The following is a 17,013-nucleotide window of genomic DNA, read 5'->3' as shown; positions in this document are numbered from 1 at the left end:
TGATAGGACCGTGCAGGCACGTGGGTATCCGCGACAAGTTTACAGGGGCTGGCTGGCAAAGCAATTATAGATCTTTTCCGGCAGTTCGTCCCGATTCTTTACATTAACCGTCAAAACTTCAAACTCTTTTCTAACCTTCCGGGCAAGCGGATGCCTGCTTGAATGGTGAAGTACAGCCAGGACAGGCTTATCTGATTCCAGAACTTCCTCTACCGCAGCAACAAAAGACCCGGATATAAGTTCCATAGGCCCGATCTCATCTATTACTATAAAATCGCAGGAAAGGGCATTTCTGAGGGCGCCTGCTCCTATCCTTTCAAGGGTTTCAGGATTTACATGATATTTTCCAAGTCTGGGTCCGCTGCCTTTAATGTGGCTGAGAGTTCCTGTCTTTCCTGTAGCAAGATCAAGAATCGAAAAACCTTCCCTCTGCCCTTCTTCACGTATCTCAGCGGTCTGGATGCCCCCTATTTTGAAGCCTGGCTGGCCGGCAAGTTTTTTGGCAACTTTTGCCACGACTGTTGATTTCCCGACACCGGGACTGCCGGTTACTGCAATTCTCAGCATAATCTTTTTCCTTCCGCCTCTTTTTCCTTTCCCCCCAATAAATAAGCCTTGATTTTATTTAATTCAGCAACAGTGAAGTTTTACGTTGATTATAAGAACATTGCAGAGTATAAAGAAATAGACCTCAAAACTTCATTACGCTAACTCTCGTATACATATAAGGAGATAAGGAGATGAAATTGTGAATACTGATAAGGAGATTCTTACCAGACTGCAGGAGATCGAAAAGAGAATGGAAAAAATAGAAGCTACACTGGAGAGCATCAACAGTGTCCTTAAAAAAGTGGAGCAAAACACCTATTTTGGATGTTATGTAGAGGGAGAAAAGCTGGATTAAAGCTCTTGAACTTCACCTGAACTCAAGTTACCCTGGTTACCCCCTCACAAAGGGTGGGGTATACTGCCGGTCTGGATGCTCTGGTTGTCAGAAAGCTCGTTTTTCCCTTGCCGGATATTCTTAATCCATGTGATTGAAACGCAGGATAGATGAGTTCACTTTCTGTGTACATATCTCAATGATATTTTTCCTTCCTCATCGTATTTTGTCCAGACCGTGGTATTTTTGTCCTATGACCACATGTACTCAAATTTGCTGGTATTTTCTTCGCTTCCGGTTTCTATTACGGCTTTACAAAAGGTTTCGTTTTCGAACTCTTTAGTGCCTGTTACTGTCATATTCAGAGCTCTTCCTGTAGTGGGGTTTTTTACCTGAACCTGGGAACCGACAGGGCACCAGTTGTCTTCAGTCTGATCGAAGAGGCTGATATTTATTTCGGTATCATTGCCTGAAATTGATAATTTTGTTCCGTCCTCGCCTGTACAGCCTGAAGCCATAAGAGTGGACGCAATAAGTAATATGAGGAATATCTGTTTTTTTGACAATTTTCATCACCTGAGTTTCTGTTTTCACCTGGAGTTTCTGTTTATTTACCAGAAATTTATCTCTTGAGGGTTTTATTTCTAATTCAATTTGTGAGATAAAGATGTGAGATAGTCCATAAAAACTGTTTGATTATACTATCTAAAATCAGGCTTTATGCAGGGGAAAAAAACTCCGGTATCTAATATGTTTTTTCCTGAAACAGGCTCTTATCCGATAGTGAGGGCTGGAAAAAAAGAACTGTACCTGGTGAAAAACCGAATTATCGGTTCCTCTGCTTTACATCTGGGGAATAAAAACTGGATAAACGCTTCTCCTGAAAATTCCTGCCTTCTTCCGAAAAACAACCCGGGAGAAAGAAGCTTTAAACATTGAGGTAAAATGGAACGCAAAAGAATACTCACGGACAGGCAGAAACGGATATTTACACATCACGGGATGGATCTTACCTCAATGACAGCAAGAAAGAAAACATTGTTTCCGGAGGAAAGCCAGAAAGAAGCATATCCTCAAACCCTGATGGATCGAACTGCAGAGGTAGTAGCTTCTGCTCTCAAAGCCGAATTCTGCAGAATTTTCAGGCTCTATCACGGCTGTATTGGTCTTCAGGAAAATCAACTTTCTGTTCAGGAAATCGGATGTGTCGGACAACCTGATAAACTGGAGGAATTTGCTGGCGGGATCAGTGTTTTTATAAGACGCCAGGGGAAAATCAGTATGGTTGTAATGCTTTACAGAACAGGGAAGGATGAGTTTGCCCCTGAAGAAGTACGTTTTTTAAGGTATATCCTGTCTCTGGTCCTTAAAGTCCAGGAATGTACGAACGTTGGCACAAAAATTCAGGACAGGATACTCTTTTTAGAGTCCCTTCTCGAGAACGTCCCGGATCCCGCTTATTTTAAAGATGTAACCCGGGAAATTCAAAGTCACATTGGACTTTCTACCAGAAAGCCTGCAGGTTTTTTAAATAAAAAAGCTACCGGTTCCATGCATGAGCTGGAAAAAGTAATTCCAAAGGAGCTTACAGATATTTATAAAAGAAAAAACGGAGGGGTCCTGGGAGTATCCGGAGAGCTTACCAGAATGATGCCAGGAATCTGTGTTTTCAGGGAAAGTGAAGAGGCATTGAAAATAGCCCTTGAAGTGCAAAAAGTGCTCTGGACAATAATCAGTAACAGCCCTGCAATAGTCTTTTTATGGCGAAATAAAGCTAAATGGCCTGCTGATTTTGTATCTGAAAATATTTCCCAGTTCGGGTCTGAAGTTGAAGACTTCACTTCAGGAAGAATCCTTTATGGAGATCTCGTCCACAAGGAGGATATAAAAGATGTTACTGAAGAGCTTGCTCGCTGCGTTGAGGACAAGTGTGAGAGCTTCAAAATGGAGTACCGTATCTTCACAAAAGGAGGAGAACTTCGCTGGGTTGATGAGAGAACTTTCATCCAGAGAGATGCAGAGTGCAGAGCCATTTATTTCCAGGGAGTTGTGATTGACATTACCGACAGGAAGCTTGCAGAAGAAGCTCTCGAGAGAGCTGAGCAGCTCCGGAATAAAGAGATCAACCACAGAATCAAGAATAACCTGCAAATTATCTCATCCCTTCTGGACCTGCAGGCTGAGAAGTTCAGCGATAAGCAGGTTATAGAGGCTTTCAGGGAAAGTGAAAACCGCATTGTGTCAATGTCCCTCATACACGAAGAACTTTATAAATCAGGAAATCTTGACGTTCTCGATTTCTCTTCTTATATCCGCAATTTAATATCTGACCTCCGCAGGTCCTACGGTACTGATAACTCGGCTATCCAGGTACACCTTAACATAGACAAAGTTTTTCTTGGAGTTGATACGGCGGTTTCTCTGGGTATTATAATCAATGAGCTTTTTACCAACTCCGTTAAATATGCTTTTCCCCAGGGCAGAGGAGGAGAAATTAACATCGAACTTCTCAGGGAAAAAGCCAGTGAAGTGAGAGATGAAAAAGAAATGGTGGGCAAAACAACTCTCCAGAGAGTTCCAGATGAAGATCAGGGTATGTATGAACAGCTTACTCTCATTTTTGCAGATAACGGAAAAGGTGTTCCTGAAGAGCTGGACATCAAAAACCCGGAATCTCTTGGCTTACAGCTTGTAAATGCACTTGTGGGTCAGATCGACGGTGATCTTGAGCTGGAAAGAAAAAACGGCACAGAGTTCAGGATTAAGTTCAGGGATATTATTCGAGAGGATAACCTGAAAAATAAACATGTATGAAGCTGGAAAGACATAATGTTTTGAGTAAAATAATGGCTGGATAAAAATCTTAAATTCCAATACGCCCGACTTTCCACCTCTTGAGTTGCATCACCCGATTTTCGCTTCCATAATTTCGCTTGGAAGACAGGAAATCGAAGAATTTCTGGGAATTTCGATGTAATCGCAACATTACTAGATCCGTTGACAAAAAATGTACTTTTTGGACCTGATAAATATTCTCTATCATATTCGCCTTTTTATTTTTAGCTCTTATCTCTGGATTATTTTCGTTTGAAGACTTATTTTCCTTTCAGGATGAAATTTTAATAGTAATACCTGTATATTTTAATATGGGATATAAAGGAGTGGATAATATTAATGAAAACCGTTTTAAAAAAATCCTGATTGCAACAGATGGTTCTGAAAATGCCGAAAAAGCAGCTTCTTACGGAATGGATATTGCAAAAGTAACAGGAGCTGAAGTTTATGCCCTGTATGTCATTTCCACCGAGCATGCAGGCACTGCACGGACTGTTATGGGCTGGACAGAGGCATTTGAAGAGTATCTTGCTAACAAAGGAGGAGCTGCAACTGCCTATGTACAGAACCTTGGGAAAGAAGCCGGGATTAATGTGGAACCCGTGTATCTGAAAGGCAGCCCGGCTGAAAAAATTCTTGAATATGCTGAGGAAAACAATATTGGTCTGATAGTTATGGGCACACAGGGGCTGACAGGAGTCAAAAGGTTCCTTATCGGCAGCGTGGCAGAGAATGTGCTCAGGCACTCAAAGGTCCCTGTGATGATTATACGGTGATCGTGAACTTGAAAGGCTGAAAGCCTGACATAAGTTCTGAAAGAACCCTGACAGCCTGACAGTTAATTTTTACATTTTTTCCAGGATCGGTAGTCGGTCGATCTGGCTGCCGCTCATTGGATTCAATCAATTATTTTCCTCAAGGGGCAGGACAGAGCCTCCTCGGTTAAAGATAACTCCAGTCAAAACCAGATGTAGAAACTCTTTCAGATAGAGGCTCTTCCAGATATAGTGGCTTCTGGCCTGCTTTTACAGAAAGTTAAGTCCTTAATCTTCAAATATTCCTGATCCACTAAACACATCTTTTGCTTCTTCAAGGCTCAGGTCTTCAGGAGGCACGATAATATCGGACTCTAGAATTTCTTCGGCTTCAACTGCTTCTCCTCTTTCCTTTATTTCGGAAATCAGCTTTGTAAGCTCTGCCCGATATTCCTCTGTTTTCCCTTCCGCAACAAGGGCTACAATTCTGTTATCTATCTGGTTTAATTCATCGCAGAGTGCCTCAGACGCCCGGTATTGACCTTCCCCCATAATCCTGATAATCATTCTCAGACCTCCTTTTCTTCTTCCGGACCTTTACCTTCTTCAGGGGTTTTTGCCTTTCCAGGTTCCTTCCCTGCTTCGGCTTTAAGTCTTGCAAGTTCTGATTCAACACTGCTCTGGGTGCTGATTTTTGCCAGTTCACGTTCAATGTCGTCCCTGCCGCCTGTAAGGTCCTCAAGTGTCCCGGCTTCCATCAGTTCATCAATTGCTTCAGCACGTGCTTTCATTTCTTCGGTTTTGTTTTCAGCCCTTTCAAGAGCAAGGCCGACATCTGCCATTTCTTCACTGATTCCGGTGACTGATTCATTTATCTTCACCTGAGCTTCAGCCGCAGAGTACTGGGCTTTAATGGATTCCTTCTTTGTCCGGAAGATCTCTACCTTTGTAGAAAGGCGCTTTTCCGAGGCTATGAGCTTTTCTTCCTGTTTTTCGAGCTCGACAATTTCCCTGTCAATCCCGTCGACCTGCTGCTGGAGGGCAGCCTTTCTCTCAAGGGCAAGCCTTGCGAGGTCTTCACGGTTAGCTGCGACTGCGTCCCTTGCCTGTTTCTCAAGCTTCTCATTGCTCTGGATCAGTTTTGCCCTCTGGAGCTGGAGCCGCTTTTTAGAAGTTGTTACCTCTGCAACGCCTCTTTTTACATTCTGCAGCAGTTCCAGCTGTTTTTCATAAGAGTAATCGAGCGTTTCTCTCGGGTCTTCCATTCTGTTAAGTACTTTGTTCATTTTGGCCTTGAACACCGTTTCCATTCTTGAGATCAATCCCATGTGTTTTCCCCTTTAATTTTCAAAAATTATTTCTAAATGGGCTGGATTTTATTTCCTTGGATTTAATTTTCTTGGATTTAATTTTCTTGGATTTAATTTCCTTACTTTTCTGGAGTAAGGTTTTCTGAATACATTTCCATCACTCTTTCTCGAAGCAATCTTTTATTCCTATATCTTTTGGTTGGAGTTATATTTTTAGTTTATCTGTACTTTGTTTTATTTTGTTTTTGTTTTCATCTGTTTTATTCTATTTTTGCCTTCTTTCTCTATAATTTTATGTCTCTATTATTATATTTAATACGGGATTATTCGTAGTCTCGCGAACGTTTTATATATTCAAAACGCAACTTATCTAAAGATATCATGGCAAAACCTGAGAATAAGACTGAATTCTTTTATACCGAAAAAGGGCTCATAGCCGTTGACAGTCCTGTTAAACTCCAGATCCTGAATCTGCTCAGGGAAAAGCCAAAGTCATTTGATGAAATCGTAAAATATACGGCAAAAGCTAAATCCACTATTTCCGTCCACCTTAATAACCTCAGATCCTGCGAGCTGGTTGAAGAAAACTCAGATCCTGAAGACCGGCGTAAAAAGATATACTCTCTGACTTCCTGTTACATGGGCTGTTCTCAGGAGCCATTTATAGGGCATTACAGGAGTCTGCTGAAAATAGTTGCTGCAAACGGAAACGACAGGTTCCGCTTTATGGAAACTCTTTTTCATGTTCTTCGGTTTGGTTTTGAGGCATACGGAATTGATAATGCCCCCGTTGTCAAGATGATTGGAATCGACATTGGGAAGCATCTCTCTGCTAGCTTTGAGTCCAGTACTCCTGAAGCCCTGTTTAACGAGATTGCACGCTTTCTGGAGTTTCACGGAGACTGCCGTGTCTCGGTAATCACAGGAAACTCTCCTGCTCTTCGGGTCGAAGACGACTTCAAGGCAGGATCCATGCCTGTAACAGGAAAACCCTTCTGTGCCCTCAGAGAAGGTATTATTGAAGGAATCATCAAAGAAAAACTAGAAAAAGAGTGTGGAGTCCTGGAAGTTGAGTGTTACGGGACCGGACACAACCACTGTCTCTTTGAGATAACAGTCTGAACTAATTTTTTATATTTACAGTCTAACATCGATATTTTTGTCGAGAACTTTACTTAAGAAGTAATTCTCTTATGTAAATTGCTCCCTGAAACATCTCCGGACAATTTACTTTTCGGGCTCAGGTCTGTTTTTTCAGGCAGGTGCTGTTGATACGCATGTTAGTGAAGGTTAACGTGAATCCCCTATTACGACTCCCATCTCTGATTTAAGACGAGGTCCTATTGCTGCCACAATTCCCGGCCCGTCTGTTGTTTCCCTACATACGACTGCATGTTCAAGCAGGCCAAGGCGCTCTATTTCGTAAATGTCCCTGCCATGCCCTGTTTTTTTTATCGCATTTTTTATTTCCGAGCGAGTAGCAGCATTAATAATAACTCTGTCGGTACTTGCTTTTTTCCAGCTCCACCAGAGGTCAAGCTGTTTTTTGGTGAAGCGGGCTTTTATTTTTTTGTTTACTTCCAGTACCTCAATCTCAACAGGCAGGTGAGGGATCAGGCCAAACCTTGACGCGAGCTGTTTCGGCTTTCCGCTGCCCAAGGCTCTGAGTTCTTCAGCTTCAACCTGCACAGGGATCCCGATATTGATCACAAAAGCTTCTTCTGGAAAAGCCTGAAGGAAACCTATATATATCCTTCCGGGTTCGGCTTTTTCTGCAGGAGTTCCGTATCTGGATACCAGGAGGTTTGCTGACACCTCTTCATCTTCCCCTTCAAGGGAAAATTCTGCCCAGTTTTCCGGGGTAATAGAAACCTCAACCTTTACCTCAAGGTCCTTCAATTCATTCTCAACCAAGCTTTTCAGGAGTTCAGCCATCCTTTCCCGGTTTTTTCCATAAATATGCTGGAGAGTTACAACTTTTCTCATTTTCTTCCTGCCAATCTGTTATTCTTTGCCTGGTACTGCTGTGAATTACGTACTTTCCGGCTTTGAGCTCTTCAGGTAAGATTCGAGGAGTCTTTCTGTTTCTTCGAGGGCTAAAATTACTGTTCCATCAACAGGAGTTTCTGCCTTTTCAATCTGATTTTGCAGTTTTTTGACGTCCCGACTGTTAGGGCCGAGTTTTCTTGAAACCATTTCCTTACTCTGCCCTTTCTCAACCGCTTCCCTGTAAATGCTCTCGATTTTGTTCCTCAGATTCATGGTCTTTTCAAGAATTTCAGCACTTAGAGGATCAAGCTCTTTTGTTTTTTCGCTTTCTATTTCTACCCGTTCTTCGGACTCTTTTTCTTCCTTTCCTTTTCCTTCTTCACCTTTTTCTACTGTTTCCTTTTCTCCTGCTGTCAGGTTTTCTTCTCTGGAAAATTCTTCTGCGATCACATTCCGGAACTCTTTAAGGGCCGTTTCCACTTCCTTTCCATACTCGGTAAGTTCAACAAATTTTATCCGGCCCTCGAATGTGAATCTTATAAGTCCAGACTGTTCCATTTTCGAAAGGATTCTCGTAGTATGCGCAAATGTCGAGTCTATCTCCTTTGAAATAACTGAAGCATAAGTTTTTCCCGTCAAACCTATGAATAGCAGTGCACGCGTGGGTTTTTCCTGCAAAAACAATTTTTCTGCATCTTCGTCAGACATAATATCACACAGAGTTTTTTTAGCGGACTATTTCCGGATCTGAGCTCAGGCGTTTATTATTCATTAATAGTTTATATAATATTTGAACAGTTTTTATCTCTAGTTTTCAAAGGAGTATTCTCTTCATTCTGAAAGTGCCAGAATTATGTTCTTTATTTCACTTATAGGAGCATCTGTTTTGAAAGAGGTTCCACTGAAATGAGTCCTTGAAGCTTCAAACCCACTGGCTCTAAGTGCCTCTATAAAACTCTCAATACCTGTTGCAGAAGCTCCCAATTCTTTACAGATTACGTGCTGGTCATAGAACATGGGAATGTCGAGTTCGTCTCTGCAGAATGTAATTATTTTTCTGACTTTATCTTTTGTATTCAGAGGGTGTGCTTCAAGCTCTGAAATCACCTCATTGCAGAACTCCGGCTCTTTATATGGCCCAAGCCATAAAGGACCTGCAATTTTTGTCAGTCCCCCGCAGGCAGGACATTCCCGTTCAATATGGACAGCAAGCCCGTAAACAGGTCCCCTGAACCCGCACCTGGGGCAGTGTATATTGAACCCCATGTACTTTAGAGTCCTGTCTGCATGTCTGGTTCCGGGGAGGACTTCCAGGTAAGTACGGACATAATGACGCGTAACATGGGAAAGCAGGGGTAACATGCCTTTTTCGTGTTTTGCAAGCTCCCTTGCACAGGCTCCGAGCAGAACCCTTAACCCCATCTCGCTATGATATTCGGTGTTCAGGGGTACGGCTGCGTACTTTCTGATTCCGGAGTTAAGATGGGCTCCACAGAGGGGAGCAGTGTCTGTTGCAGTAACCGAAAGCATACTATGTGCAGACGTTGCAGCTGCATCAAGGTAAGGTGAAGGAGTCCCGAAGGGATCTACATCAACGATATGGAATCTCTGCTCATGAAGCAGAACATTTGCGTTCTTGCGCGTAGCCTGGGCTTTTTCTTCAAGCCCGTTAATTTTTATATTTTCCTTTATAAGTTCAAATGCTTCAGGGCTCCAATCGTTCATGGTCGCGTGAATTCCTACTTCCCCCGCAATTCTGAGCCCGCGGATTCCTGATGCCGAAAAAGCATCCACGTAGCGGATCTCCTCTCTATGTATTTCTTTTTTCGAAAGAAGCCTCTCCACAAATGCCGCAGTTGCTGCAACGTTTATATCACGGTTTAGCTCCATTTCCGGGTTATAGAACACCGGCGCTGCCGAGGGAGGGAAATTTGCATCCGGAGGCGGGACCGGAACCAGAACCTTTGTTGTCCCTTCCACTATAGTTCTACAGATCATCTAAAGTTGCTATACTTTGGGATATTATTTTACAGTGATGGTCATCCGTATGTTCGGGTACCCGTTCACGCTGAAATTGTAGTTTCCTGTCTTTCCAGTTTGCTCTTCTTCAACTCCGCCAGCTACGCCCTGAATCAGTATTTCCCCAGCGGTTTCTGTTTGAGATGCAGGATGAGCTTTTTTTGCCATTGCCTCCCCCTTGAATATATTTATTTTTGTTCATAATTCAATATAATTCTATAATATAATAATACTTTCTTATAATAAATCTTATTTTTTAAAAATAGTTTATTTGTATTGGAATATAAAAAAGTAAGTTTACTGGAAAGTCTTGCTGCCTTTCCAGACAAATGTGTATATGCTTTGAGGTATTTTATTCAAAAATATTTGGAAAATAGTTTATTTCAAAAGTCCTTCAATTTTTTCAGAGAACTTATTCAGGGTTCGATCACAGTTATATTGACGTTCATCCTGGGCTGCCCGACAATGGTGAAGTTGTAAGCTCCTGATTCATTGAAAGTGTAGGCAAAGGAACGCCTGTACACAAGATTCGTGTTCTCAAAGAGTTCCTGTTCGCTAACAAGGGTAAAGACTCTTCTCGGGCTGTCTTGATAATTTATCCAGGCAACTGTTTCTCCTTCTTTGATATCAAGACTTGAAGGATATGCCCTGTAGTTATCCAGTCTTATAGTATAGGGAGTTTTCCTTATACTGGAGGTATTAATTGCTGGTCCTTCTTCCGTCACATTTTCCTGAGTTACGTTTCCGTCCTCTGTCTCATTTAATACCGGAGTCTCAACTTCTTCCGAAGTTTCGGTCTCTACTGGTGTTTCCGTTTCTTCCGGAGTCGCTATGTCTTCCGGGGTTACTGTTTCTTCAGGTGTCGCATTTTCTTCAGGGGACGGTTGTTCGTTTCCAGTGCATCCCGAGAACAAAACTATGCTTAAAACCAGAAGCAGAACAATGAGTTTTGTTTTCATTTTATTCCCCACGATCTCTTTTGGTTATGGATTTAGGAAATCCTCAGAAATAATTCTGGGTTTCAATAGTTTTATTTTGATTTTTTAACTTTAATGGATCTAAATTTTTCGAGCATTAATTGACCGTTCTTGTTTATTTAATAGTTAATGTCATTTAATCTTAAGTTCTTGCTTTAATAGACTTTTTCTTTTTTAAGCTGTTAGCTTTTCTTATATGTTTAAAATATGTTATATATCTTTGTACATTTCTTTTTCATATTCTTCTTCTATTTATCTGTTATCCAGAGCAAAATTCTTAATGAGGTTTAAGCACTTTGCTCGCGTATAAAGATATTTTAGACCTTTGTAAACATATTTAAAGATAATAAAACCGGTCGTTAAAATTCTTTATTTTACAAAGGGAAAAACAGCCGGTCCGTAAACATGTAATTCAACTTTTATGGATTTTCCTAACCTGAAGCATGCTCTCATTTTTCTCTCACAGGATATTCCATAAAAGCAAAACAGCAATCCCAATAGATGCAATTATACCGAAAGTGTTCAATGCGAGGGAGAAAAGGCTGGCAGAACCCGAGATCTTTGAGAGCAGAATTTTATTTACAGTACTTACAAGGCTTGCAAGCACCGCTGTGTTTGCCGCAGTTGCATAAGATATGGTCCCATCATTCACGGCAAGAAGGGTTACGGAAACTATCACTCCAGAGCTGCTGACAAGAGCTCCCAGCGCAGTAACATAAATTCCGACAGTTCCCACGGTGTTATAGGCAAAGTTACCCATAATAAGGATCAGGGTAAATGCTATACCGAATTTAAATGCCTGCCCGAGTGAAAAAGGAGATTCGATTTTAAGTTCTCCCCCGCCTGCCGGGCATACTTTCTTATTGCGCTTGAGAATCATGATGGCAGATACAAGGATAATTACAAGCTGGGGTGGAAGCATAAGCAGGGTTGTCTGGCCTGTAGGATCAACTATCAGAGCTAACATAAGGTTCCTGATGAGCATGGAAATATTACAAAGCAAGATTCCCATAAGGATGGGTTCGGCTATGTTTTCTGCTCTCTTTGAAAGCCCGGCAAGCGCTCCTGTTGTGGCTTCACTGTTTACGAAGCCTCCCAGAAAGCCTGAGTAACAGAGACCGCGTTCTGTCCCGAATTTCCTCAGAAGCACGTAACTTAAGAAACTGATCAGTGAAACAATGACCACAATAAGGATTGCCGATCTCAGATTTATAAGCCCGAAAAACTGCTTATCCGGCATTACCGGATAAAGAATAAAAGCTACTGCAAGAAACTGAATTGCATTATACAGCTCTTCTTTTGTCAGGTTTCCTGCAAACTGGTGGAGAAGCTGCTTCTGAATCAGGAGGAATTCTACTACTATTGATGAAACAATCGCATACAGGCCGTAATCATAGCCAACAAGGACTCCCACCACGAAAATAAAAAATAGAGTGATAGGACTTGTAACCCCTATTCGCTTGAAAAGAAATATCTTGGAATAGGTGATTATGGAACAGATAGCTGCAAAGAAAAGCGCGGCTACGTAAACGAAACCTGGACCTGCCGATTCGCTTGTAAGAGCAACAAGCATGCCTGTTATGCAGGTTATGCTGTAAGTCCTCACACCTGCAAAGATTTCGTGCTCAAGGCCCCTGTGCTCTCTCTCCACACCTACCATGATTCCTATCAGAAAGGCGGTGGCAAGTTTTGTCAGGAAGTCTACTAAAACCGGATCGAAACCGAACTCGTTAACAACGTCCGTATCTTACCCTCTAAATTTTTTCTATCTTTAATTATGCATTCTAGTAAAATTTTCTATCTGTTAGCAAAATTTTCGATCTGTAATTCTGTACTCCAGTAAAATAGTCTCATTGAAGTGGATTCTACAATACAGGTGGAGATATAGTTATAGAATAATATGAAATAATGTAAAACAAAAAATATAATTCTATAGTAGAAGTTTACACTTCCACAAACTCAACCTCAATTGGCTTGTTTTCTGTCTCTTCAATGGTTATAAAAGCACAGGAACCCTTGCAGGCTTCTCCCGGGTTCACAACAATTGTTTTTCCCACCTTTTCCATGCCTTTTGCTTCATGGATGTGCCCGCAGACGATAAGATCTACTCTATCCAGGAATTTCTGGATGGCTTTGCTCCCTACGTGCCCGAAGGGCAGTTCGTCCCTGGCTCCGTGGGGAGGAGCGTGCGTAAGAAGCACTATTGTCCCGCACTCCTCTGAGTTCTCTGCTGAACAGACCATGCCTTCAAGAGCATTTTCGATTTCTTCTTCGGAAAGCTCAAAAGGAGTATTGAAAGGCGTAGGGTTTGAGCCTCCAAGCCCTATAAAACGTATGTTTCCAACCTGTTCGGTTTTTCCATGCAGGTTTATGGCTTTTGAATTCTCAAGGGCTTTCAGGATGCTTCTCTGGTCACAGTTCCCGGGAATTGCAAGTATTGGCTTATCAAACATTTCAGCCAGCTCATTTACTTTTTCATCGGGTCCGAAGTTGGTTATGTCTCCGACTACCACAGCCATGTCAAAGTCACCGGCTTTTTCTATAATCTTTTTAATCTTCGAGTAATTCCCGTGAGGGTCGGAAATAGCGAGTATCTTCATCCGTATCTTGTCCTTGTTATGAGTTTTTTATCCTTATTTTTATCTTTTAATTTCATAGTTGTTAATTAGAGTTCCAGTTCTAAATTATGATACTAATTCTGGTTTGAATATTATATGTAATCTCTTTTACATCTTATGTCGTGTGTTCTTCTGTGAACATGCACATATGTTTTATATCCCTTACGTAATATATTGCCCCATGCGTGATATCGTAATCATAGGGCATAAAGCAAAAACAAGCGGCGACTTCTCTTTAAACGACCTTCCAGGGTCTGCAGGAAGAATGGATATACTATGCCGCTGCGTAAGTTCTGCCCTTTTTCTCTCTTTCGGAATGCGCAGGGATGTAAATGTGCACCTGCTCCTTCTGGGAGAGCCCGAGCCCGGAAAAATAATCAGGTTTGAAGGGCTCCATCTGAGATACCTTAACCCGGACGAAAGAAGTAGCGGTTCTCTTATTCAAAAAGCCCTTCAGAAGAATGCAACCGAACATGATATCAGGTCCACGCCCGGCGTCTGGATACGCACCGGTGATTTTAATTCTCTTCTGGCTTCTTTTGAAGGCAGGACTTTGCTCTACCTTAGGGAAGACGGGAAGGATATCAGAGAAATTGCCAGGGAAATCAGGGATCCGGTTTTTATTCTGGGAGACCATACAGGTGTTACGGAAGAAGAGGAAAATCAGCTTCTTGAAGCAGGAGCACGGATTATTTCCGTTGGGCCCATTTCCCTTCACTCCAACCACTGCATAACTCTTATTCATAACGAACTTGACAGGGCTGAAGCCGAAAGAGGAGAAATTCCGGGAGGATCCGGTTCCGGGTCAGAAGACTGAGATACAATTTTTGCGTCTGACTTTTATCCAAAAAGTTATATCCTATTTCCCTGTATCCCGAATAAAGCTTAGAGAATGTGAAATAAAATGGATGTACTCGAAATTTCAAAAAAGATTCTGCACGAAGGTCCCATCTGTGACAATTGCCTGGGCCGTCAGTTTGCAAAATTATCCACAGGTCTCAGCAATAGAGAACGCGGGCAGGCAGTAAAACTTGCCCTTGTCCTGGAAGGGGACCGAATTTACAAAAGTGAAAACGACGATTCCCTTTTAAGAGAACTTGCTCCCTGCAGTGCCCTTGCAAGGAAAACCCTCCGAATCGAGGGCGAAGATGAACAGTGCTGGGTCTGCCTTGACCAGTTTAAAAAACTGGACTTCTGGGCAGAGGAAGCTGCAAAAGCTCTGGAAGGTCTTGAGTACTCCACTTTCCTTGTCGGCACAAAGGTCAGCGGGCTTCTCAGTGAAAACGAAGAGATCCTCTGGGCTGAGGCAGGGACTGCCTACGCCGAACAGTTGAAAACCGAGCTTAACCGGGAGGTAGGCAAAAGGATTGCGGAAAAGGTTGAAAAGGAAGTTGACTTTCAAAACCCTGACATTGTAGTCACCCTTGACCTTGCAGCAAACAAATCAGAACTTCAGGTCCGTTCCGTGTATATTTACGGGCGCTATCTGAAAAAGATTCGCGGAATCCCCCAGACTCGATGGCCGTGCCGGAAATGCAAGGGCAGAGGCTGCGAGAAGTGCGGATTTACAGGCAAACAGTATCCCGAATCCGTAGACGAGCTGATCAAGGGACCTGTTATAGAAACATTTGAAGCTGCTGACACAGCTTTTCACGGGTCGGGCAGGGAAGACATAGATGCCCTGATGCTCGGAAGCGGCAGACCCTTTGTGGTAGAAGCAAAGTCTCCTGTAAAGCGCATTGCTGATCTTGAGGGGCTTGCTGCAAAAATCAATGAAAATGCTGCAGGAAAAGTTGAGGTAAGGGAGCTTCGCTTTGTTGAAAAAGGCATGATTGAGACCCTGAAAAGTTCAAAGGCGGATAAAACTTATAAGCTTAAAGTTACATTTAAAGAGCCTGTTTCAGAGGAAAAGCTTAAATCCTGCCTTGAGTCTTTGAGTGGCACAGAGATCGCCCAGCAGACCCCAAAGCGTGTGGTTCACAGGCGGGCAGACCTTATCCGGAAAAGGTACGTGCACAGTATAACGCTTGACGAGCTGACAGATGAAGGTTATGCTTATATTACCGTAAACTGTGAAGGCGGGCTGTACGTCAAAGAACTGATTTCCGGAGATGAAGGCAGGACAAACCCGAGCCTGACAGGGCTTTTAGGAATTCCTGCGCTCGTAGAAGATCTTGATGTGGTTAACGTCGAAATTTAAGCTTCAATGTATCTGAATCCGCCCTGAAAAACCAAATTGATCTAAGTAACCTGGATAGGTCTGATCTGAATCATCCGGATCTATCTGAAATAAATGAATCCGGGTCTATCAATCTGTTTCACTGGCCGGTCTGGCCACAGGGAATGAGTGGCTTAACGAACGGTTCATTTAAATAATATCCATCTTATTTAGAGGAAAACCAATTACTAAATAGAAACTTTACTAAAGAGAAACTAATCGAGCATTCTAACGGAGGAACATGCGATGACAAATTCCCATGGTGAAAAACGCTGCACAAGGTACAAATTACAGAAGACGGTTCGCGAAAGAGGAATTTCCCCTGTAATCAGGGCAATCCAGGAATTCGAAGAAGGACAGATGGTTCACATTGACATTGACCCGAGCGTCCAAAAAGGGATGCCAAATCCGAAATTCCAGGGTTCCACAGGAAAAGTTATCGGACAGCGCGGTCGCTCATATGTGCTGGCAGTCCGCGAAGGAAACGCAATGAAAGAAGTCTTTTCTCTTCCGCAGCACCTGAAACCTCAGAAATACTGATTTCGAGCAAGGCAGTTAGGTTTTACAACCTAATCTCCCTCTCATTCCGGGTTAAGGTATGCAGGCCTCCAACCGGAGGTTTGAAATCCTGCCAGACATTCCAGCAAATAACAGGCTGAATAATGTTCCGCTAAAGGATTATATTTAACAGAACTAATGTCCCTTAAAAACCTTAAAAAGGTCACGTTTAAAAGGGATTCGGAATAACTGCTTTTTAAAATCTATCTCTTATCCCGATAAAGGAACATCTATAATTATATATCATTTGTAAAACATATGGTTCAGTTATATCATTTGCAAACGTATAGTGGAAATAGTTCAGGACATAGTTTGAAATCGTTCCAGCTTATCGGGTGAATACCGGTTACCGAAAGACAGAAATGCTGGCAGCAGGAATCAGAGCTCACAATAAAGCATTGTAACAGATTGCTCTGTAAAGAAGTACAAATACCTGAAGTTTTTAATTCAAAAGAGTGTATTTCAATGATAGTTAAGGAAGTACTCAACGAGGAGTTATTGACACTGGCCGAGGTCAGAGACATACTTTCCGGGATTGCTGACGAGCGCAGAGAGCAGGGGCTCGAGGTTGCATACAGTTTCAGAAAAGCCCTGCACCATGCGGAACAATTCTCCAAGATTAGCGGACCGAAGTCAAGAGAACTTGTTAATAAGTTGCTCGAGCTTGAAAAAATGAAACCCGTTATTGCGATCAGGATAGCGGATATCCTGCCCCAGTCCAGAGACGAACTCAGGTCAATCTATGCAAAAGAAAAGTATACACTTAGCAATGAAGAGCTGGATCAAATTCTGGACTATGTATTCGCAGCTATGGAATAATAAAAGGTAAAGAGAATAAGCTATATAGCAGT

The 17,013-nt window shown here is 42.3% G+C and carries 21 protein-coding genes; 9 read left to right on the top strand and 12 right to left on the bottom strand.

What is annotated here, in order from left to right; all coding sequences use genetic code 11:
* Positions 1 to 39: 39 nt before the first annotated feature.
* Positions 40 to 567, bottom strand: a complete 528-nt coding sequence (locus tag MSHOH_RS14995; RefSeq protein WP_048140825.1) for an NTPase — start codon at positions 565 to 567, stop codon at positions 40 to 42.
* 181 nt (positions 568 to 748) lie between these two features.
* Between MSHOH_RS14995 and MSHOH_RS23965 the strand changes: the two genes are divergently transcribed.
* Positions 749 to 904: a hypothetical protein gene (locus MSHOH_RS23965; protein ID WP_158024200.1), complete on the top strand. Its 156-nt coding sequence runs from the start codon at positions 749 to 751 to the stop codon at positions 902 to 904.
* A gap of 230 nt (positions 905 to 1,134) precedes the next feature.
* Here MSHOH_RS23965 and MSHOH_RS14990 read toward each other — a convergent pair whose 3' ends face one another.
* Positions 1,135 to 1,449, bottom strand: coding sequence for a hypothetical protein (locus tag MSHOH_RS14990; protein ID WP_239450998.1), 315 nt, complete (start codon positions 1,447 to 1,449; stop codon positions 1,135 to 1,137).
* Between the two features lie 154 nt (positions 1,450 to 1,603).
* On the opposite strand from MSHOH_RS14990, the gene MSHOH_RS24385 reads away from it, so the two are divergent.
* The 3 genes from MSHOH_RS24385 (at position 1,604) to MSHOH_RS14975 (ending at position 4,494) form a co-directional block, all read left to right on the top strand.
* A complete protein-coding gene (locus MSHOH_RS24385) occupies positions 1,604 to 1,822 on the top strand; it encodes a hypothetical protein (protein WP_048140823.1) in 219 nt (72 codons plus the stop codon).
* Between the two features lie 6 nt (positions 1,823 to 1,828).
* Positions 1,829 to 3,697, top strand: a complete 1,869-nt coding sequence (locus MSHOH_RS22275) for a histidine kinase dimerization/phosphoacceptor domain -containing protein (RefSeq protein ID WP_052730880.1) — start codon at positions 1,829 to 1,831, stop codon at positions 3,695 to 3,697.
* A 332-nt stretch (positions 3,698 to 4,029) separates the two neighbouring features.
* Positions 4,030 to 4,494, top strand: coding sequence for a universal stress protein (locus tag MSHOH_RS14975; protein ID WP_204245334.1), 465 nt, complete (start codon positions 4,030 to 4,032; stop codon positions 4,492 to 4,494).
* On the opposite strand, the gene MSHOH_RS23960 is transcribed toward MSHOH_RS14975, so the two are convergent.
* The 3 genes from MSHOH_RS23960 to MSHOH_RS14965 all read right to left on the bottom strand — a co-directional run bounded on the left by MSHOH_RS23960 (position 4,484) and on the right by MSHOH_RS14965 (position 5,801).
* Positions 4,484 to 4,624: a hypothetical protein gene (locus tag MSHOH_RS23960; RefSeq protein WP_158024199.1), complete on the bottom strand. Its 141-nt coding sequence runs from the start codon at positions 4,622 to 4,624 to the stop codon at positions 4,484 to 4,486. The two genes, MSHOH_RS14975 and MSHOH_RS23960, sit on opposite strands and share 11 nt — an antisense overlap.
* A gap of 137 nt (positions 4,625 to 4,761) precedes the next feature.
* Positions 4,762 to 5,040 (bottom strand): PspA-associated protein PspAA, encoded by a 279-nt coding sequence (gene pspAA / locus MSHOH_RS14970; RefSeq protein ID WP_048140821.1) that lies wholly within the window; start codon positions 5,038 to 5,040, stop codon positions 4,762 to 4,764.
* 2 nt (positions 5,041 to 5,042) lie between these two features.
* Positions 5,043 to 5,801: a PspA/IM30 family protein gene (locus MSHOH_RS14965; protein ID WP_048140819.1), complete on the bottom strand. Its 759-nt coding sequence runs from the start codon at positions 5,799 to 5,801 to the stop codon at positions 5,043 to 5,045.
* A 363-nt stretch (positions 5,802 to 6,164) separates the two neighbouring features.
* On the opposite strand from MSHOH_RS14965, the gene MSHOH_RS14960 reads away from it, so the two are divergent.
* On the top strand, positions 6,165 to 6,905 hold the full coding sequence (locus MSHOH_RS14960; protein WP_048140817.1) for a V4R domain-containing protein: 741 nt from the start codon (positions 6,165 to 6,167) through the stop codon (positions 6,903 to 6,905).
* Between the two features lie 168 nt (positions 6,906 to 7,073).
* Here MSHOH_RS14960 and MSHOH_RS14955 read toward each other — a convergent pair whose 3' ends face one another.
* The 7 genes from MSHOH_RS14955 to MSHOH_RS14930 form a co-directional block, all read right to left on the bottom strand.
* Complete coding sequence (locus tag MSHOH_RS14955) at positions 7,074 to 7,769, bottom strand: DUF2110 family protein (protein ID WP_048140815.1); 696 nt, start codon at positions 7,767 to 7,769, stop codon at positions 7,074 to 7,076.
* A gap of 45 nt (positions 7,770 to 7,814) precedes the next feature.
* Positions 7,815 to 8,480, bottom strand: coding sequence for a helix-turn-helix domain-containing protein (locus MSHOH_RS14950; protein ID WP_048140813.1), 666 nt, complete (start codon positions 8,478 to 8,480; stop codon positions 7,815 to 7,817).
* A gap of 123 nt (positions 8,481 to 8,603) precedes the next feature.
* Positions 8,604 to 9,770 (bottom strand): tRNA (guanine(10)-N(2))-dimethyltransferase, encoded by a 1,167-nt coding sequence (locus tag MSHOH_RS14945; RefSeq protein ID WP_048140811.1) that lies wholly within the window; start codon positions 9,768 to 9,770, stop codon positions 8,604 to 8,606.
* Between the two features lie 24 nt (positions 9,771 to 9,794).
* The gene (locus tag MSHOH_RS23955; RefSeq protein ID WP_158024198.1) at positions 9,795 to 9,959 is read right to left on the bottom strand and encodes a cupredoxin domain-containing protein; all 165 of its coding nucleotides are present in this window, start codon (positions 9,957 to 9,959) and stop codon (positions 9,795 to 9,797) included.
* A gap of 248 nt (positions 9,960 to 10,207) precedes the next feature.
* Positions 10,208 to 10,750 (bottom strand): cupredoxin domain-containing protein, encoded by a 543-nt coding sequence (locus tag MSHOH_RS14940; protein WP_048140808.1) that lies wholly within the window; start codon positions 10,748 to 10,750, stop codon positions 10,208 to 10,210.
* Between the two features lie 478 nt (positions 10,751 to 11,228).
* On the bottom strand, positions 11,229 to 12,464 hold the full coding sequence (locus MSHOH_RS14935) for an MgtC/SapB family protein (protein ID WP_082089372.1): 1,236 nt from the start codon (positions 12,462 to 12,464) through the stop codon (positions 11,229 to 11,231).
* Positions 12,465 to 12,711: 247 nt separating this feature from the next.
* Positions 12,712 to 13,368, bottom strand: a complete 657-nt coding sequence (locus tag MSHOH_RS14930) for a metallophosphoesterase (protein WP_048140804.1) — start codon at positions 13,366 to 13,368, stop codon at positions 12,712 to 12,714.
* A gap of 199 nt (positions 13,369 to 13,567) precedes the next feature.
* Between MSHOH_RS14930 and trmY the strand changes: the two genes are divergently transcribed.
* From trmY to MSHOH_RS14910, 4 genes are all read left to right on the top strand, one after another.
* Positions 13,568 to 14,203: a tRNA (pseudouridine(54)-N(1))-methyltransferase TrmY gene (gene trmY, locus MSHOH_RS14925; protein WP_048143527.1), complete on the top strand. Its 636-nt coding sequence runs from the start codon at positions 13,568 to 13,570 to the stop codon at positions 14,201 to 14,203.
* Between the two features lie 87 nt (positions 14,204 to 14,290).
* Positions 14,291 to 15,586: a tRNA pseudouridine(54/55) synthase Pus10 gene (locus MSHOH_RS14920; RefSeq protein WP_048140802.1), complete on the top strand. Its 1,296-nt coding sequence runs from the start codon at positions 14,291 to 14,293 to the stop codon at positions 15,584 to 15,586.
* A 264-nt stretch (positions 15,587 to 15,850) separates the two neighbouring features.
* The gene (locus MSHOH_RS14915; protein ID WP_048140800.1) at positions 15,851 to 16,144 is read left to right on the top strand and encodes a 50S ribosomal protein L21e; all 294 of its coding nucleotides are present in this window, start codon (positions 15,851 to 15,853) and stop codon (positions 16,142 to 16,144) included.
* Positions 16,145 to 16,627: 483 nt separating this feature from the next.
* Positions 16,628 to 16,981, top strand: coding sequence for an RNA polymerase Rpb4 family protein (locus tag MSHOH_RS14910; RefSeq protein ID WP_048143526.1), 354 nt, complete (start codon positions 16,628 to 16,630; stop codon positions 16,979 to 16,981).
* Positions 16,982 to 17,013 lie beyond the last annotated feature (32 nt).

Source organism: Methanosarcina horonobensis HB-1 = JCM 15518, assembly GCF_000970285.1.
Lineage (GTDB): Archaea > Halobacteriota > Methanosarcinia > Methanosarcinales > Methanosarcinaceae > Methanosarcina > Methanosarcina horonobensis.
Note: the sequence above shows the minus strand (reverse complement) of the source record. Positions and strands in the feature narration are given on the sequence as shown.